Raw genomic sequence first — 17,696 nt, forward strand, 5'->3', positions numbered from 1 at the left:
AATCGGTTTATGTTTTTTTATATCATAAATTTCGCCTGGAAAAATAAAATTTTATTAAGAAATAAAAAAAGGCAGGCGAGGCATATGGGATTTTATACTTTTAAATTGTCTAAAAAGTATATGGGTCTTTTTGCGATTTTTATTTTTGTTGCTGTTTGGGCTATGTTGAAAACATCTACCCTAAAAGACATAGAAACTTTTTCAAAAACCAGGCCTATTTATGAGGGAGGAAGTGATAAAAAAGCTATAGCCTTTACATGTAACGTAGCATGGGGTAATGAATTTCTTCCACCACTCTTGCAAGTTTTTGAAGAAAAGAATGTGAAAATAACTTTTTTTGTCGAAGGGCGGTGGGCTGAAAAAAATTCCGAATTACTGCGCCTAATAGCAGAAAAAGGACATGAAATAGGTAATCATGGATACAGCCATGCTCACCATTCCATGCTATCTCTTGAACAGAATATAAATGAAATAAAAGACGCTGAAAAAGTACTTGAAAAAATTACAGGCAAGAAACCGGTGCTTTTCGCACCACCCTATGGCGAATTTTCTGAACTCACCATAAAAGCCGCCGAATCTTTGAATTACAGGCTTATCATGTGGTCTATCGATACAATTGACTGGAAAAAGCCGGGGGTAGATTATATAGTGAATAAGGTCTTAAAAAATGCAGGCAATGGCAAGATTGTTTTAATGCATCCCACAGAGGATACAGTAAAGGCCATGCCTGTAATTATTAAAAATTTAAAAAAACAGGGGTATAAAATAACAACTGTCAGTGACTTGTTATCCGAAGAATAATTTTTAAGTTGAAATAATGCTTTATTTCATGTATACTTTATTTAAAATAATAATAGATTGGAAAGGTATTGTACATGGAAAACCTCACATCTTGGGTTGATGTTGATCTGGATGTATTATCAAATAATATTAAAATCATAAAGGATTTCATCGGTGAAACAAAGATGCTGGCGGTTGTTAAAGCCGATGCTTATGGACACGGGATTGTCCCAGTGGCATTGACTGCCATCGAAAGCGGTGCCGATTTTATCGGGGTTTCGGGCCTGGATGAAGGCATACTTTTAAGGAAAAGCGGCATCGAGGCCCCAATTTTAGTTTTTAATACAATATTACCCGAACAGGCAGAAAAGATCATCCAATTTGACCTTACTGCCACCGTTTGTTCCCTTGATGTGGTACAAGCCCTTCACGAGGCGGCCAAACGGTTAAACATAAAGACACGCATTCATATAAAGGTGGATACGGGCTTTGGCAGATTCGGAATATTGCCTGAGCATACGCTGAAATTTGTTAAAATAATAAATTCCGATTTTAGAGCGGTAGATATTGAGGGAATATATACCCATTTCTCAACTGCTTCTTCTGCAGCTATTACCCGAAATCAATTCGAAAAATTCCAATCCGTAACAAACAAAATCCGGGAATCAGGATTTAATATACCTTTAAGACATGCGTGTAACAGTATTGCCACTATAAAGTATCCGGAAATGCACCTCGATATGGTGCGTGTGGGTAACTTGATGTATGGTCTTTGCCCGGTGGGCAATCTGAATATAAAAAAAACGGCAAAAGTTTTTTCCAGGATCATATTTATAAAAAAACTGCCAAGAGGCCATAATGTAGGTTATGGTAATAAATACACAACAAAAAGACCTACGACGGTGGCGGTAATACCTTTTGGGTATTATGATGGTCTTGAACTTTTGGTACCGCAACCCAACGGTGTTCTGGATGGATTAAAGAGCTTCCTAAAGCAGGTGTTGCTTGGTTTTGGAATATCAAGACAGGATAGGAAAGTAAGGATCAAGGGCCGAACCTTTAACATTATAGGTAAAATAGGTATGCAAAATTGCATGGTTGATGTGACTGACCTGAAAGATGACATATTTATAGGAGAACAGGTTGAACTATCCACCCGTAAGGTAAATCTTTGCTATAACCTACCAAGAGTATATCACAGGGAAGATGAAATATTTGTGGACTTGAGGCAGCGGACGGTAAAATTTGATACAGGAAACCACTACCATTATGAAAGAGGGAGCGAGCAGTTCATTGGATGAAATACAAGTAGCAGTAACCAGGGTTGAAGGGGCTGAGGATATTCCTCTTCCTAAATATATGACCCACCAGGCTGCAGGAATGGATCTTGCGGCTAATATTTTTGAAGAAGTTTATATTGAACCCGGTGAATATAAAATAATTCCGTGTGGTATAAAAATTGAACTTCCTCCCGGATACGAGGCACAGGTCCGGCCGCGGAGCGGGCTAGCGGCAAAATATGGGGTAACTTTACTAAACAGTCCGGGGACCATTGACTCCGATTACCGGGGAGAAATAAAGGTAATCCTTATAAATCTCGGGAAACAAAGATTCTCATTAAAGAGAGGTGACAGGATAGCTCAACTGGTCATATCCGGTGTTGTAAGAGCCCATCTCTATGAAAAAGATAAGTTGGATGAAACCCAGCGGGGAGATGGAGGATTTGGACACACCGGTGTATAGTTTGCATTTTATTACCTCTTGTTTCATAAAATATATGGGAGGTAATAAAAATGAGATTGAGCGAATTGAGCGGGAAAGAAATTGTAAATCTTTATGACGGAGCACGTATGGGAATTATAGGAAATTCTGACCTGGTTATTGATGAAAATAACGGCAAGATAATTTATTTATTGATACCCAATAAGAAGTCTCAATTCTTTCTTTTAGGTGAAAAAAATTATACAGAGGTTTCGTGGGATTCAATAAGAAAAATAGGCCCGGACATTGTTATTCTTGAAATGGATAGCCAGGGTTCAAGGAAAATGTGGAAACTTTAAATGCAAAACATGATTGTTTTACTTTGGAGGTGCTTTTTTATTGTCAAAAAACGGACAAAAGCTTCAAATCATACCCCTTGGCGGTATGGGAGAAATAGGTAAAAACATGACGGTGATTCAATATGATAAAGAAATAATTGTTATAGATTCCGGATTGATGTTTCCGGAAGAAGAGATGCTGGGGATTGATGTGGTAATACCGGATATAACTTATCTTATCGAAAATAAGGAAAATGTTAAAGGTATAGTCATAACTCACGGTCATGAAGACCATATAGGGGCACTGCCCTACGTGCTTCAGCAAATCAATGCGCCATTATATGGGACAAAATTAACGCTTGGTCTGGTGGATGGCAAGCTAAAAGAGACAAAATTCAAAAAAAGTGTTCCTATGAACATTGTGAAACCACCCGCGACGGTCCAAATAGGCAGCTTTACTGTGGATTTTATCAGAGTAAATCACAGCATTCCGGACGCCGTAGGGCTTGCAATTCATACTCCTGTTGGTGTTGTATGCCATACGGGGGATTTTAAACTGGACCAGACCCCTGTAGACGGTCGGATAGCGGACCTTCACAAGTTTGCGGAGCTGGGGTCAAAGGGTGTGCTAGTGCTACTATCGGACAGCACCAATGCCGAGCGTGAAGGTTACACCATGTCAGAAAAAGTTGTGGGCACTACCATTGAGGAAATATTTCAAAAGGCAGCCGGGAGGATTATCGTAGCCACTTTTGCTTCCAATATACACAGGATACAGCAAATTTTAGATTCTGCCTATAAATTTAACAGAAAAGTGGCGGTGGTTGGCCGGAGTATGGTAAATGTCGTCAACATCGCCCTTGATCTTGGATATCTTTCAATACCTAAAGGTCTTTTGATGGAACTGGACGAAATCGCCAGACTTCCCAAAGAGCGGGTGGTAATAATAACCACCGGCAGTCAGGGCGAGCCCATGTCTGCTCTGACTCGAATGGCCATGTCAGAGCACAAAAAAGTGGAAATTGTACCAGGAGACACCGTGTTGATTTCGGCTACTCCCATCCCCGGAAATGAAAAATTTGTGGCCAGGACCATTGACCACCTTTTTAAGCAGGGCGCAAATGTCATATATGAGGCAATTTCAGGTGTTCATGTTTCTGGCCATGCCAGCCAGGAAGAGTTAAAACTAATGTTGAATCTTATAAGGCCGAAGTTTTTTGTTCCTGTCCATGGAGAATACAGGCATCTGATACATCATGCCCAGCTGGCAAAACAGATTGGTATTCCGGAAGAAAACATTTTTATTGCTGAAAACGGAAGAGTCCTGGAATTTTCCCAGGATTCCGGGAGAATGGCAGGGAGAGTTACCGCCGGTAAGGTCCTGGTGGATGGTCTGGGTGTTGGAGATGTGGGCAATATAGTACTAAGAGACCGCAAGCAACTTTCCCAGGATGGTATTTTAATCGTGGTGGTAACCATAGATAAAGAAACTGCCGAAGTGGTGGCTGGTCCTGATATTATCTCAAGAGGATTTGTATATGTCAGGGAATCTGAAGAATTAATGGATCAAGCCCGGGATAAAGTTAGACAGGCTCTAAAAAAATGCCAGGATGAAGATATAAGCGAGTGGTCTACCATTAAGTCCCAGGTCAGAGATACATTGGGTAAATATCTTTTTGAACAAACCAGGAGGAGACCTATGATATTGCCGATTATTATGGAAGTATGACTATGTCATACTTTTTTTGTATATTTCGCTTAAAACTTCAAAGAATATAAAAGAAAACAATGGGAGCAACTCCTTAAACGTACCGTTCGGCTTTTGTTACACGCTGCGGTTTACTTTGAGGTTGTCCCACCTCTAGAAAGGATGAATAAATAAAAGAATGATTTCGTATAAAAGTATATTCAATGCTTCAAACGAAACTCAAACACCGCAAATTCAGGTGCCGCCTTTACCTGAAAAAGCTCCAACGGAATCTATAAATACTATTCAACAGTTAGGACAACTGGAAGTACCCAAATCGGAAAGCAATATTCACTGTATTACCATAGTCGGGCAAATTGAAGGGCATATAGTTTTACCGCCGCAAAACAAAACTACCAAATATGAACATATAATCCCTCAACTGGTTGCCATAGAGCAAAATCCAAAAGTGGAGGGATTGCTTATAATACTAAATACCGTGGGCGGGGATGTAGAGGCAGGCCTGGCCATAGCGGAAATGATTGTGAGTATGACCAAACCCACCGTTTCACTGGTGCTGGGTGGAGGCCACAGTATTGGAGTTCCTATTGCGGTGGCCAGCGACTATTCCTTTATAGCCGAGACGGCTACCATGACCATTCATCCCATCAGGCTTACAGGGCTCGTAATAGGAGTGCCGCAAACCTACGAGTATCTGGATAAAATGCAGGATAGAGTTATAAAATTTGTAGTGGAACACTCCAAAATTAATGAGTCTACTTTTAGGGAACTAATGTTCAGTACGGGCAAACTGGCCCGGGATATAGGCACAATTCTGGTGGGATCCGATGCCGTGGAGTGCGGCCTTATAGATGAAGTGGGAGGTATAGGCAAGGCAGTTAATAAACTTGAGGAGCTAATAAAAGAAAAAAAGCAGAAAGGGTAAAATGATATGCTATTGTACACAGCAATGCCCCTGGAATTGGTTTTAGATGGAATCGACAGGAAATACAACTTTAAAGAAATAGATGTGGATGGCATTAAATTAATCATAGAACCCATAGATATAAATCATGGCAAAATAGTGAGACTAATCAGCACCAACCCTCAGGACTATTTAAATAGTGAACTTTCACCGGGAAAGATTATAGAGTTTAAAATGTAGCAGGCTCAAAAGCCTGTTTTTTATTTACTAAAAAGGATTTTTTAAAAAAGTGGAGAATTAAAAAATAGAGGTGTTATTTTATGGGGAAAATGTTACAAAATATAAAAAATGAGATCAGATGGGAAATATGCGGACTACTGCTAATATCCGCTGGCATAATTGGAATTTTTTCCGTATATACGGATGCGGTGGGTATTTTGGGGGTTTTATTAAGTAGATATTTAAAGGGGTTTTCGGGAAGCGCCGCTATCATAACTCCAATTTTAATAATTTTATGGGGCATTTACTGCCTGTATAGAAGAAAAAATCCGGAGTTCACCCCCAGGTTGCTGGGATTGTTTATTATCCTGCTCATGCTGGTCTGGATTATTCATATAAAACTGCATATGTCGATGAAGGGAATGAATTTCATCGACCGTCTGAATAAAAGTGCCGATTTAGGTATTAAAGGCATTGGAGGCGGAATATTAGGCGAGATGGGTCTTTCCGTTTTATTCGGCATTTTTGGAGATACCGGTTCATACATTTTGATGGGCACTTTTTGCGCCATAGGTTTTATTTTAACTACGGGTAGTTCAATATCCGCTTTAATAAATAAGATAAAAAGCAAATTATGGGTTAAAAACATTAATATTGTTACTCCGGTTGAAAACGATGACAAAATAAAAGTGGTAAATATGTCGGGAGCAAATATAAAAAACATCAGGTTAAATACAACGCCGTCAAAATCCCAAGAAAAAATTGATGAGTCTTCCATTCCATCAGTTCCTTACGACGCGCCGATAATAATAAATAATACTGACATAAAAAATTTGAACTATACCCTGCCGCCGGTTTCATTGCTCAAAAAAAATTCGTCAAGACAGAACTCATTTAGCGAAAAGGAGCTTTTGAACAATGCACAGGTCCTGGAAAAGACTCTGGAAAGTTTTGGAGTTCAGGCAAAAGTCGTGCAGGTTAGCTGCGGCCCAACAATTACCAGATTTGAAATTCAACCCTCACCTGGAGTTAAAGTAAGCAGAATAGTTAGTCTTGCAGACGATATCGCGCTCAGTCTGGCTGCTCCGGATGTGAGAATAGAAGCCCCCATTCCCGGCAAAGCCGCTATAGGTATCGAAGTTCCGAACAAGCAGGTTTCAAGCGTACTTTTGAGAGATGTCATTGAAACTCAAGAATTCAAGACATCTTCAAAGTTGACCATAGCTCTGGGAAAGGACATCGGTGGCAACCCGGTGGTGGCAGACCTGGCGGAAATGCCCCATCTTCTTATTGCCGGAGCAACAGGTTCGGGTAAAAGTGTATGTATTAACACAATTATTTCCAGCATATTATACAAGGCCTTTCCCAACGAAGTTAAATTCCTTATGATTGATCCCAAGGTTGTAGAGCTAACCGTATATAACGATATTCCCCATCTATTGACCCCTGTAGTTACCGATGCTAAAAAAGCTGCCGCTGCGTTAAACTGGGTTGTCATGGAAATGGAAAAAAGGTATCAGACCTTTGCAAAAGAAGGGGTGCGAGATATAACAAGGTATAACGAGCTGAACACGGACAACCCCCTTTCAAAAGTATTGGTAATAATAGACGAACTGGCGGACCTTATGATGGTTTCTCCGAGAGAAGTCGAGGATAGCATATGCAGACTGGCTCAGATGGCGAGGGCCGCGGGTATCCACCTGGTGGTGGCCACTCAAAGGCCTTCGGTCGATATCATAACCGGCCTGATAAAAGCCAATATCCCTTCCCGAATTTCCTTTGCGGTTTCATCCCAGGTTGACTCCAGGACCATCCTCGATGTTTCGGGAGCTGAAAAATTGCTGGGCAAGGGTGATATGTTGTTCTTTCCCGTTGGTGCCTCAAAACCTACCAGGATTCAGGGGGCTTATGTTTCCGAGGAAGAAGTGGAAAAACTTGTGGATTTTGTCAAAAAACAAAAGCCACCGGCTTATGAAAAAACACTGTCAGACTTCAAAGAAGTAGAAACCGAGAAAAAAGAAGAAGAAACCGATGAACTTTTTAAAGAAGCCCTTCGTCTTGTCATTGACAGCGGACAGGCTTCCATATCAATGTTACAGCGCAGGCTCCATATAGGATATTCCCGGGCAGCCAGGTTGATCGACCAGATGGAGGAAAGGGGATTTGTGGGTGGATTTGAAGGAACCAAACCCAGGGAAATATTAATATCAAAAGAACAATTTGACAGATATTTCAACACTTGATGGTAATGGGATAGTCGAAAAATATCTAAAAAATGTTATTTTTGCTATTACCTGGGAAATATAAAACAGAAGGAGGTGTCAAAATGAACCAGAGCATCCAGGAAATCAACGGTACTAAAGAATTAGGGAATTTTTTAAGACAGGCAAGAGAAGAAAAAGGTATACAACAGGAGCTAATCCAGCAGGTTACGAAAATTCGCATGAAATATTTACAGGCCATTGAGAATGGCGAATTTTCTGCGATTCCTGGCGGTGATGTATATGTAAAGGGATTCTTAAAAAGCTACGCCGAAGCTGTGGGCCTGGAGCCTTCGACAATACTTCAGCAATACAAAAAAATCAGCGCAACAAAAATCAGTGAAACCCAAGAAGAAAACCCCATTTCATCAATAGAGCCATCAGATAATGAAAATATAAATACAATGATAAATTTTAAATTTATCGGTGTTTTGGTACTCATTATAGTATTTGGGGTTTTATTGTTTTATGGGGTGAAGTTTTTTCAGAACAAACCGGCCGGGCATTTAAATACTGATATGAACCACCAGATAACGCCACCGATGCAAAGCACCGATTCAATACCACAGACAAATATTCCCGAAGAAACTTCAACCCAGACAAAGAAAACAATGGTAGAACTGGTGGAAGATACACCGGAAAAGACGGTATATACTGTTTGGGATAAAATAATAGAGGTTAATCTTGAAATAACCCGGGACAGATGCTGGATATCGGTAAAAAAAGATGGTGAGGCTGCTTATGAAGGTACTCTAAGGTCGGGAGATACAAAAAGCTGGACTGCCAGTGAAGAGTTGGTTATAAGGGTGGGTAATCCACCGGTAGTAAAATTAAAAATAAACGGGCAGGATTTTGGAGTTATGGGAGGAAAAACTAGAAACATAATTTTTAAGAGGGGAGATTGAAGTCTCTCCTTTTAAATTTACAACACAAACAAAATATTGTATACTTAAAAAGCAAAAAAGAATATGGAGGATAAAAGTGGCTATTAAAGTAGGTTTAATTTCCCTCGGGTGCGATAAAAATCTTGTAGATTCAGAATACATGCTGGGAATACTCAAAAAGAATGGTTATATTATTACAAATGATCAGAAGGAAGCTGACGTAATAATCATAAACACCTGTGGCTTTATAGAATCCGCCAAGCAGGAATCAATCGACACCATTTTGGAAATGGCGGGATTAAAAAAGCACGGGAAGTGCAAGCTTCTTATTGCCACCGGATGCCTTGCCCAGCGATATAGTGACGAGCTTCTTTTAGAAATTCCGGAATTGGATGCGGTGGTAGGTACTGGAGATTTCGATAAGATTGATGAGATAATTCAACAAAAAGAACCGGCAAGGATAAATCTTACTCAAAATAAAAGTTTTTTGGATTATGATATTGATAACAGGTTGACGGTTTATCCTTATATTGCTTTTGTAAAAATTGCCGAGGGTTGTAACAACTGTTGTTCTTATTGTGCAATACCGCAAATAAAGGGAGCTTATAAAAGCAGGCATATCAATTCTATAAAAAAAGAAGTGGAGGTTCTGGTATCCCGAGGAATTAGAGAGATAAACCTGGTAGCCCAGGATACGTCCAATTACGGAGAGGATATATACGGCAAACCTTCCCTGCCGATGCTGTTAAAAGAACTGGAGAAAGTTGAGGGCGACTTCTGGATAAGAATATTATATGCATACCCCAACAATATTGACGATGAGTTGTTGAATACCATAAAAAACAGTTCAAAAGTGGTTAAATATCTGGATATACCTCTACAGCATATAAATGACCGTATATTAAAACTCATGAATAGGCCTATGGACAGCCGTTTCATCAAGGAACTCATAGAAAAAATCAGGGTGAATATACCGGATATAACGCTCAGGACTACTTTTATTGTGGGTTTTCCTACTGAAACCGATGAGGAATTTGAAGAGCTTTTGGATTTTATTCAAAATTACAGGTTTGATAGATTGGGAGCATTTCAGTATTCAATGGAAGAAGGGACTTTTGCATATACCCTGAAGCCGCAAATACCGCAAAGAATAAAAAGAGAGAGGTACGACAAATTGATGCTGCTGCAAAAGTCAATTTCCAGAAGAAAAAATTTAGAGCTAAAAGGAAAACTGCTGGAAGTGCTGGCTGAAAATTATGATCCTGCAAAAAATATAATGGTAGGGCGGTCACAAAAAGATGCACCCTTTGTAGATGGTACGGTAAAATTTCACTGCAAGGAATGTAAAGCGGGACATTTTTATACGGTCAAGATAATAAAAGCTCTGGAATATGACCTTTTTGGCGAAGTAGTATCATAGAATAGCTTAAAGGCATGTAAGTTTTGCCTTTTTTCTTTTTGGGACAAACCCGCTATAAATATGCTATAATTATATTATGTAAACAGAAGGGGTGAAAGATATTTGGATATCGATAAGGCAAAACTTATGCGCATTGCTGTAGTAACGTCGATTACACTGGTTTTAATGCTTGCCGGCCAGTGGATATATACAAAATATACCATAGAGAAATCGCTGGTAAATATTTTATCACAAAAATCCTGGATTGAAAAAGCCGATGTAAAAAGTGACAGGGGAAAAGTAATTGTTTTTGTGAAGTTCAAGGATATTGATAATTTCATGGAAGCTTATGATGATGTGTATGATACAGTGAATTACAACTTAAAGGGTAAACCCTTTTCAATATTAATTACTAACCGGCCGGACAGCGTCATAAAGGATGTTTACGAGAATTATATCCAGTTTATTGTGCACGAGGCGGTTCAGACCGGTAATTATACCGCAATGAGAATCAAACTTGATGAAATCGAATCCGAAAAAAAAGTTAAAATAACAACTTTTATAAACCAGAGAAATGTTTATATAAAGATAAAACATGAAAATTATTACTTTTATTATATAGTCCAAAGGTCCAATTGATAGAGGGAGAGGAGAAACAATGTTACTGGAAATAGGTATAGGCTTGGCCGCAGGTTTTGTAATATATCTTCTTATAAATGGTATCAATGTTTTACCTTTGATAGTTATGCTTGTGTTTGCTTATATTCTATACAACTTCCTGGATAAAAACAATTTTTTAAAAAATAATTCAAAGGTCATAGTCGGTGACAACAACATAACCTTCGATCAGATAGGTGGTCAGGATGTGGCTAAAAATGAACTCAGGGAAGCACTGGATTTCATAAGAAATTATGACGAGGTAAAAAAAATGGGAATCCGGCCTCTCAAGGGAATATTGCTGACAGGGGCTCCCGGTACCGGTAAAACCCTTATGGCCAAAGCTGCTACATCATATATTGATTCGGTTTTTGTGTCTGCATCGGGGAGCGAATTTATCGAAATGTATGCCGGGGTCGGTGCCCAGCGGGTTAGACAGCTATTTGAAAGTGCCAGAAACATGGCGCGAAAGATGTCTAAGAAACATGGAGTTGTGTTCATTGACGAGATTGAAGTCATCGCAGGAACCAGAGGCAAGCACACCAGTCACCTGGAATATGACCAGACTTTAAACCAACTGCTGGTGGAAATGGATGGCATCTCTTCCAATGAAGATGTGAATATACTGGTTATTGCAGCCACAAACCGGCCGGATATCCTGGATCCCGCCATACTGAGGCCAGGCAGGTTTGATAGGGTCGTCAGGGTAGATCTTCCGGATAAGGATGGAAGGTTAGAAATTTTAAAATTACACACAAAAGATAAACCCCTGGCCGATAATGTGGATTTAGAACAAATTGCAAAAGAAACCTTCGGCTTTTCCGGCGCTCACCTGGAAAACCTTTGCAATGAAGCTGCAATACTGGCCATGAGGGCCAAAGAGGATAAAATACATCAAACACATTTTATTGAAGCCATAGATAAAGTTATTATGGGTGAAAAGCTTAGCAGAAAACCTACCGATGAGGAAAGAAAACGCATTGCGGTTCATGAATGTGGTCATGCCCTTATCAGTGAACGGTTTAATCCCAACTCTGTTTCCACGATTACAATAACTTCCAGAGGGCAGGCATTGGGTTATATGAGGCAAAAATCCGAAGATGACATTTATTTATATACAAAGCAGTATCTTGAATCTCAGATTGCGGTAGCACTGGCGGGTGCTACAGCGGAGGAAATTGTGCTCGGAAATAGCAGCACTGGGGCGGCCAACGATTTTGAGCAGGCGGTAAACTTAGCTAAAAGAATGATCTTTTCTGGCATGTCTGAGCTGGGAGTGGTAGACAGGGATTCGATCCCGCCGGAAGAACTCCATAAGGAAATAAGTAATATTGTAACTAGTCAGAAAAACCATGTATTTAATCTATTGAAAGAAAATGAAGATGTTTTGCAAAAGATATCGGAGTATTTAATAGAAAACGAAAAAATAGACGGTGACACCTTCAGGAATTATTTGAAAGATTTCAGGGCAGCATAAAAATTTATAAAAAATAAAGGGATATGGGAAAAAACCACGAATTATGTATATAAAACTTCTTTGAAGGTGATTTTATGAGAGCAGAAACCATAGCTGTAGGTTCGGAATTGCTTTTAGGGCAAATTAGCAATACCAATGCCCAGATAATCTCAAGAGCATTGCAGGAAATAGGAGTTGATGTTTATTATCATACCTGCGTGGGAGACAACGAAGAAAGGATTAAACAGGTCTTTAAAATAGCCCTGGAACGCTCCGATGTCATTATATTCACGGGCGGTCTGGGGCCTACATTGGATGACCTGACAAAAGAGACCGTATCTTCATTTTTAAACCTGCCTCTTCAACTTGATGAACCTTCCCTGGAAAGGATTAAAGATTACTTTAAAAAAAAGGGAAAACCCATGACGCAAAATAACTATAAGCAGGCCCTCCTTCCGGAAGGTTCATCACCCATTTTAAACAGAAAAGGTACTGCCCCGGGGGTACTGCTAAAATATGGAGAAAAAATAATCATCATGTTGCCTGGGCCTCCCTTTGAAATGGAGCCAATGCTAACAGAATCGGTGATCCCATATCTTGCAAAGTCGAGCCAAAATACTATTTTCTCCAGAGTTTTAAAATTTTATGAAATAGGAGAATCGCTTCTGGAAGAAAAAATAAAGGATTTGATTGTTGGCCAGTCCAATCCAACCATAGCTCCCCTTGCCAAAATGGGTGAAGTAACCCTTAGAATTACCGCTAAAGCCGAAGATATAGAAACCGCCAGAAATTTGATAAGGCCGGTGGAAGAGGAGATAGTAAAAAGAGTGGGACAGTACCTTTACGGTTTTGATAATGAGAGTATAGAAGAGATAGTTGCCGGGCTACTGCTAACCAGCAAAAAAAGTATTTCTATTGCAGAATCATGTACAGGCGGCCTGATGGCCCATAAACTTACGAATATCCCGGGCATATCCGAAGTCTTTGAAAGAGGCGTGGTTTCTTATAGCAACAGGGCCAAGCAGGAATTACTTAACGTGAAAGCAGAAACCCTTGGAGAATATGGCGCGGTCAGTGAGCAAACCGCCATGGAAATGGCTCAGGGAATAAGGATTACTGCCAACACCGATATAGGAGTTTCTATAACCGGTATAGCGGGACCCGGCGGGGGATCTCCTGAAAAACCAGTGGGATTGGTTTATATAGGTTATGCGGATTCAAAAACTGTTATTGTTGAAAAGCACCTTTTTACAGGGGATAGAATGGATATAAAGCAGCGTTCGGTGGATGCAGCACTACATATGGTAAGGAGAATGCTCAAAGGTTCAGGTGATTGAATGAATCTTAAAAAAGCCATAAAAATTATGTGTGCTGTAATGGGTTCTCTTTTTTTCATACATTTTTTTGACAGCTTGATTGTGAATGTAAGCGGCATGGAATTTATTATTAATTTGAAACTTTCCTGGAAAGGATATACATCCATTGTATTGCCGCCCCTGGGCGTACTCAAAGCTACCACCCATAAAGCACCCGTCCAGATAAATATAGTTTTACAGAATATTAACCTGGACTTTATAAAATCCATACTGGATGTGGCGCCGAATAAAAGGGAACTTATTTTAATGTTTAAAAATCAAATCAACCACACACTTTATATACTGGCGGCCAAGACTGTGCTGCTGGGCCTTCTCGGAGCTGCTTTTGGCGGAATTGTTTTAAGACTTAAAAATAAAGAAGTAGTTCTGTGTTCGGTCATAGGTCTTTTAATAACAATATTGCTGCTCACATCGGTTTTTGCAACTTATAACATGGATGCCTTTAATACACCGGAGTATTCCGGAACTTTAAAAGCCGCACCATGGATTATAAATCTTTTAAACAAGGGGATTTCTCAGATAAATGAACTGGGCCAGCAGCTCAAGAATATGTCCGACAATATATCGACGGTCTTTTCAAAAATGGACGGTATCGGCCCTATAGATGGAAACGATGAGGTTATTCGGGTTTTGCATGTCAGCGATATTCATAATAATCCTGCAGCTTACGACTTTATGGAGCAGGTGGTCAAAAACTTCAAGGTTGATTTCATAATTGACACCGGCGATATTACCGATTACGGTACCCCGCTGGAAAATATGATAATAAAAAATCTGGCAAAGTTGTCAGTAAAATATATTTATGTTTCAGGGAACCATGATTCACAAAGTGTCATAAATATGTTGAAAAAAGCTAAAAATGTGGCCGTTCTCGATGGTAAAATGATAAATATAGATGGCATCAACGTGCTGGGATTTTCCGATCCCGCCTCTAAAACCGGGGATATAGAGCCGCCCGATGAAATGAAAATTATGGAGCAAAATTTAAAGATCCATGAGTGGCTTGATATTTCTCACAGTGAGGCGGATATCCTGGCGGTTCATAACCCCAAAATTACTGAAAATTTAATAGGGCGGGTCCCTGTCATATTGAATGGACATACGCATAAATTAAATTTATTCCATAGAGATGGAAGTATTGTCATAAATGCCGGTACTACAGGAGCCGCCGGTATACGGGGATTTCAGACCAATAGCGATATCCCGTATTCGGCTGTGCTGCTTTATTTTAAAAAACCCGGGAATAATCAAAAGACCGGCCTTATGGCCGCTGATGTCATAAAAATATCCAATCTAAAAACAGGATTCCAGGTGGAACGAGTATTCTTTAACCGGGGAGGTCGTACCCCTTGAATAGCTTGAGATGCTTCATATCCATTGAACTTAATCCCATAGTAAAAAAAGATGCTGAAGACTATATAAAAAACTTGCTTCCCAATGATTTTTTCAGAAGCATAAAATGGGTTAAACCCGATAATATGCATATTACCCTTGTATTTTTGGGGGAAACCCAGCTGGATAGTTTAACGCAAATAACACATGTAATGGAATCGGTATCAAATAAATACGATCCTTTTCCTATTAATTTGAGCGGCAGCGGTTTTTTCCCAAATGTGCGCGAACCAAGAGTTTTCTGGATAGGTATTGAAAAAACACCTATTTTATACGCTCTTAAAAAAGAAATTGATGCAGGTCTTACTAAGCTGAGTTTAGGCTTTGACAGAAAACCATTTTCGCCGCATCTGACCATAGGCAGGTTTAAATCCGCCCCGAACTCAAAACAGCATATAAATAGTTTGCCGGATTTTAAAGCTTCTTTTATGGCGGAAAAGATATCCCTGGTAGAAAGCAAGCTTTTTAAAGAAGGGCCTCTTTATACCGATATATTTACCTGCCCACTAAAAAAATCTGTTTGACTCCGTTAAAATTTCCCATTATAATTAGAAAAGAACGATTGTTTGGAGGAGGAGAAAAATGATTGAAAAGCAAAAAGCTCTGGAAATGGCCTTGTCCCAGATTGAAAGACAATTTGGCAAGGGATCTATCATGAAACTGGGTGAAGCCCAGGCCAGATTCAACGTGGAAGTGATTCCTACCGGGGCTTTGCCGCTGGATATTGCACTGGGAGTTGGAGGCGTCCCGAGAGGAAGGATTGTAGAGATATTTGGCCCGGAATCTTCCGGAAAGACCACGGTGGCCTTACATATCGTTGCAGAAGCCCAAAAAACCGGTGGCACCGCTGCTTTTATCGATGCGGAGCATGCCCTCGACCCCGTTTATGCAAAAAAGCTGGGCGTTGATACGGATAATTTACTTATCTCTCAGCCCGACACCGGGGAACAGGCTCTGGAAATAGCGGAAGCTCTGGTCAGAAGCGGTGCGGTTGACGTAATAGTGGTAGATTCAGTAGCGGCGCTGGTTCCAAAGGCTGAACTGGAAGGCGAAATGGGCGATGCCCATGTGGGCTTGCAAGCAAGGCTCATGTCCCAGGCTTTAAGAAAACTGGCGGGCGCTATCAGCAAATCCAAAACTGTTGCTATATTTATAAATCAATTAAGGGAAAAGGTTGGGGTGATGTTTGGCAATCCCGAAACAACCCCGGGAGGAAGGGCTTTGAAGTTTTATGCCTCTGTCCGTTTGGAGGTTCGAAAGAGTGAAACCATAAAGCAGGGTGAAGAGATGCTCGGCAGCAGGACAAAGGTAAAGGTTGTAAAAAACAAGGTAGCTCCTCCTTTTAAGCAGGCCGAGTTCGACATTATTTACGGCGAAGGAATTTCAAAAGAAGGGTGCATACTGGACTTTGCCGCTGAGGAAGGAATAATTCAAAAGAGCGGAGCATGGTATGCCTATGAAAAAGAGAGAATAGGCCAGGGCAGGGAAAATGCAAAACAATATTTGAAAGAACACCCCGATATATTAAACGCCATAGAGTTAAAAGTAAAGCAAAATCACAATTTGATAAAGGCCGAATCGGAAAAAAACCAAACATCCGAGGAAGAGGCATGATATGCGGTTTTTGTTTTTTACCGATACACATATAAAGGGCACCAATCCGCAGAACCGCAAGGATAACTTTCTCGAAACACTGCAAAAAAAGATAAAAGAAGTTTTGGATATAGCCGTTGAAAAAAAAGTAGATGTTATACTGCATGGCGGGGATATCTTTGACAGGCCTGATGTATCTCCATCATTGGTCAGGGAATTTGTGGTTTTATTAAATAAATATTCCATCCCGGTATATGCTGTAGCAGGAAATCATGACATATATGGACAGAATCCCCTTACGGTTAACAGAACCATGCTGGGATTACTGGATGGCATGGGTATTATAAAATTGATTCAACCGGGAGAAAAATTGATTTTTGAAGATGGTCCAAGGAAAATCCAACTCACCGGCCAACCTTATTTTTACGGGATAGACGGTGAAGACAAGAGGCAGAGTTATATGGTGGAAAAAAGCCATGATGTGAATTTCGCCATCCATATGGTTCATGGGATGCTTCTTGAAAAACCATTTTTTGAAGGCATGTCTTATACTCTTATAGAAGAAATAGTAGGTACCCAGGCCGATATTACATTGAGCGGCCATTATCATACGGGCTTTAATACAAAGGTAATCGATGGTAAATTCTTTATAAATCCGGGAAGCCTTGTCAGGATTAACAATAGCATGAATGAACTTTTAAGAATGCCTAAAGTCATCATTATTGATATAAATGAAAATATAGATATAATCGAAACAAATCTAAATTGTGCATTACCCGGTGATGAGGTCCTTGACAGGACAAAAGTACAGGCTTTAGCATTTAGAGAAAAAAAGCTGGCGGAATTTATACAGGGTATATATTCTACAGGTCAGTACAATACCATAAATATAAACAAAATCATAGAAGAGATTTCGAGACAGCAAAATATCAAGGAAGAGGTCGTAAAAGAGGCTTTACAAAGGATTGGAGCCGCTCAGGAAATGTTATCTCAAAACGGCGGCGAGGAATACCCCGAGGTGAGTTAAA

At 40.0% G+C, this 17,696-nt stretch carries 17 protein-coding genes; all 17 read left to right on the top strand.

Annotated features, from left to right (window positions below; all coding sequences use genetic code 11):
* The first annotated feature begins 84 nt into the window (after nucleotides 1-84).
* A complete protein-coding gene (locus D2962_RS07685; protein WP_120767720.1) occupies nucleotides 85-801 on the top strand; it encodes a polysaccharide deacetylase family protein in 717 nt (238 codons plus the stop codon).
* Between the two features lie 74 nt (nucleotides 802-875).
* Nucleotides 876-2,081, top strand: a complete 1,206-nt coding sequence (gene alr, locus D2962_RS07690) for an alanine racemase (RefSeq protein ID WP_122014642.1) — start codon at nucleotides 876-878, stop codon at nucleotides 2,079-2,081.
* A complete protein-coding gene (gene dut / locus D2962_RS07695) occupies nucleotides 2,074-2,523 on the top strand; it encodes a dUTP diphosphatase (protein ID WP_245984975.1) in 450 nt (149 codons plus the stop codon). The genes alr and dut overlap by 8 nt, the downstream gene beginning before the upstream one ends.
* A gap of 50 nt (nucleotides 2,524-2,573) precedes the next feature.
* Complete coding sequence (locus tag D2962_RS07700; protein WP_120767698.1) at nucleotides 2,574-2,840, top strand: YlmC/YmxH family sporulation protein; 267 nt, start codon at nucleotides 2,574-2,576, stop codon at nucleotides 2,838-2,840.
* A 40-nt stretch (nucleotides 2,841-2,880) separates the two neighbouring features.
* Entirely contained in the window at nucleotides 2,881-4,548 is a 1,668-nt protein-coding gene (locus tag D2962_RS07705; RefSeq protein WP_122014643.1) for a ribonuclease J, read from the top strand.
* A 157-nt stretch (nucleotides 4,549-4,705) separates the two neighbouring features.
* The gene (locus D2962_RS07710) at nucleotides 4,706-5,452 is read left to right on the top strand and encodes a ClpP family protease (RefSeq protein WP_120767696.1); all 747 of its coding nucleotides are present in this window, start codon (nucleotides 4,706-4,708) and stop codon (nucleotides 5,450-5,452) included.
* 6 nt (nucleotides 5,453-5,458) lie between these two features.
* Nucleotides 5,459-5,671, top strand: a complete 213-nt coding sequence (locus D2962_RS07715) for a YlzJ-like family protein (protein ID WP_120767695.1) — start codon at nucleotides 5,459-5,461, stop codon at nucleotides 5,669-5,671.
* A gap of 80 nt (nucleotides 5,672-5,751) precedes the next feature.
* On the top strand, nucleotides 5,752-7,893 hold the full coding sequence (locus tag D2962_RS07720) for an FtsK/SpoIIIE family DNA translocase (protein ID WP_122014644.1): 2,142 nt from the start codon (nucleotides 5,752-5,754) through the stop codon (nucleotides 7,891-7,893).
* Nucleotides 7,894-7,976: 83 nt separating this feature from the next.
* Nucleotides 7,977-8,816, top strand: coding sequence for a helix-turn-helix domain-containing protein (locus D2962_RS07725; protein ID WP_162991145.1), 840 nt, complete (start codon nucleotides 7,977-7,979; stop codon nucleotides 8,814-8,816).
* Between the two features lie 76 nt (nucleotides 8,817-8,892).
* Complete coding sequence (gene rimO / locus D2962_RS07730; protein ID WP_122014646.1) at nucleotides 8,893-10,215, top strand: 30S ribosomal protein S12 methylthiotransferase RimO; 1,323 nt, start codon at nucleotides 8,893-8,895, stop codon at nucleotides 10,213-10,215.
* Between the two features lie 102 nt (nucleotides 10,216-10,317).
* Nucleotides 10,318-10,833: a hypothetical protein gene (locus tag D2962_RS07735; RefSeq protein WP_120767691.1), complete on the top strand. Its 516-nt coding sequence runs from the start codon at nucleotides 10,318-10,320 to the stop codon at nucleotides 10,831-10,833.
* A 19-nt stretch (nucleotides 10,834-10,852) separates the two neighbouring features.
* Nucleotides 10,853-12,328, top strand: a complete 1,476-nt coding sequence (locus D2962_RS07740) for an AAA family ATPase (protein WP_122014647.1) — start codon at nucleotides 10,853-10,855, stop codon at nucleotides 12,326-12,328.
* 74 nt (nucleotides 12,329-12,402) lie between these two features.
* On the top strand, nucleotides 12,403-13,644 hold the full coding sequence (locus D2962_RS07745; RefSeq protein ID WP_122014648.1) for a competence/damage-inducible protein A: 1,242 nt from the start codon (nucleotides 12,403-12,405) through the stop codon (nucleotides 13,642-13,644).
* Nucleotides 13,645-15,036, top strand: coding sequence for a metallophosphoesterase family protein (locus D2962_RS07750; protein ID WP_122014649.1), 1,392 nt, complete (start codon nucleotides 13,645-13,647; stop codon nucleotides 15,034-15,036).
* A complete protein-coding gene (gene thpR / locus D2962_RS07755) occupies nucleotides 15,033-15,599 on the top strand; it encodes an RNA 2',3'-cyclic phosphodiesterase (RefSeq protein WP_120767687.1) in 567 nt (188 codons plus the stop codon). Before D2962_RS07750 ends, thpR begins: the two co-directional genes overlap by 4 nt.
* A 58-nt stretch (nucleotides 15,600-15,657) precedes the next feature.
* Nucleotides 15,658-16,689 carry a recombinase RecA gene (gene recA, locus D2962_RS07760; protein ID WP_120767686.1) on the top strand — a complete coding sequence of 344 codons (1,032 nt, stop codon included), beginning with the start codon at nucleotides 15,658-15,660 and terminating at the stop codon, nucleotides 16,687-16,689.
* 1 nt (nucleotide 16,690) lies between these two features.
* Nucleotides 16,691-17,695, top strand: coding sequence for a metallophosphoesterase family protein (locus tag D2962_RS07765; protein ID WP_120767685.1), 1,005 nt, complete (start codon nucleotides 16,691-16,693; stop codon nucleotides 17,693-17,695).
* Nucleotide 17,696: the final 1 nt, after the last annotated feature.

The sequence above is a fragment of the Biomaibacter acetigenes genome, assembly GCF_003691585.1.
GTDB lineage: Bacteria > Bacillota > Thermosediminibacteria > Thermosediminibacterales > Tepidanaerobacteraceae > Biomaibacter > Biomaibacter acetigenes.

What these genes read in the sequence shown, in the direction of transcription:
- D2962_RS07750 (WP_122014649.1), top strand. Translation starts at nt 13,645, where the DNA reads ATGAATCTTAAAAAAGCCATAAAAATTATGTGTGCTGTAATGGGTTCT.
- D2962_RS07745 (WP_122014648.1), top strand. Translation starts at nt 12,403, where the DNA reads ATGAGAGCAGAAACCATAGCTGTAGGTTCGGAATTGCTTTTAGGGCAA.
- D2962_RS07685 (WP_120767720.1), top strand. Translation starts at nt 85, where the DNA reads ATGGGATTTTATACTTTTAAATTGTCTAAAAAGTATATGGGTCTTTTT.
- D2962_RS07720 (WP_122014644.1), top strand. Translation starts at nt 5,752, where the DNA reads ATGGGGAAAATGTTACAAAATATAAAAAATGAGATCAGATGGGAAATA.
- D2962_RS07700 (WP_120767698.1), top strand. Translation starts at nt 2,574, where the DNA reads ATGAGATTGAGCGAATTGAGCGGGAAAGAAATTGTAAATCTTTATGAC.
- D2962_RS07715 (WP_120767695.1), top strand. Translation starts at nt 5,459, where the DNA reads ATGCTATTGTACACAGCAATGCCCCTGGAATTGGTTTTAGATGGAATC.
- D2962_RS07765 (WP_120767685.1), top strand. Translation starts at nt 16,691, where the DNA reads ATGCGGTTTTTGTTTTTTACCGATACACATATAAAGGGCACCAATCCG.
- recA (WP_120767686.1), top strand. Translation starts at nt 15,658, where the DNA reads ATGATTGAAAAGCAAAAAGCTCTGGAAATGGCCTTGTCCCAGATTGAA.
- alr (WP_122014642.1), top strand. Translation starts at nt 876, where the DNA reads ATGGAAAACCTCACATCTTGGGTTGATGTTGATCTGGATGTATTATCA.
- D2962_RS07710 (WP_120767696.1), top strand. Translation starts at nt 4,706, where the DNA reads ATGATTTCGTATAAAAGTATATTCAATGCTTCAAACGAAACTCAAACA.
- D2962_RS07740 (WP_122014647.1), top strand. Translation starts at nt 10,853, where the DNA reads ATGTTACTGGAAATAGGTATAGGCTTGGCCGCAGGTTTTGTAATATAT.
- D2962_RS07725 (WP_162991145.1), top strand. Translation starts at nt 7,977, where the DNA reads ATGAACCAGAGCATCCAGGAAATCAACGGTACTAAAGAATTAGGGAAT.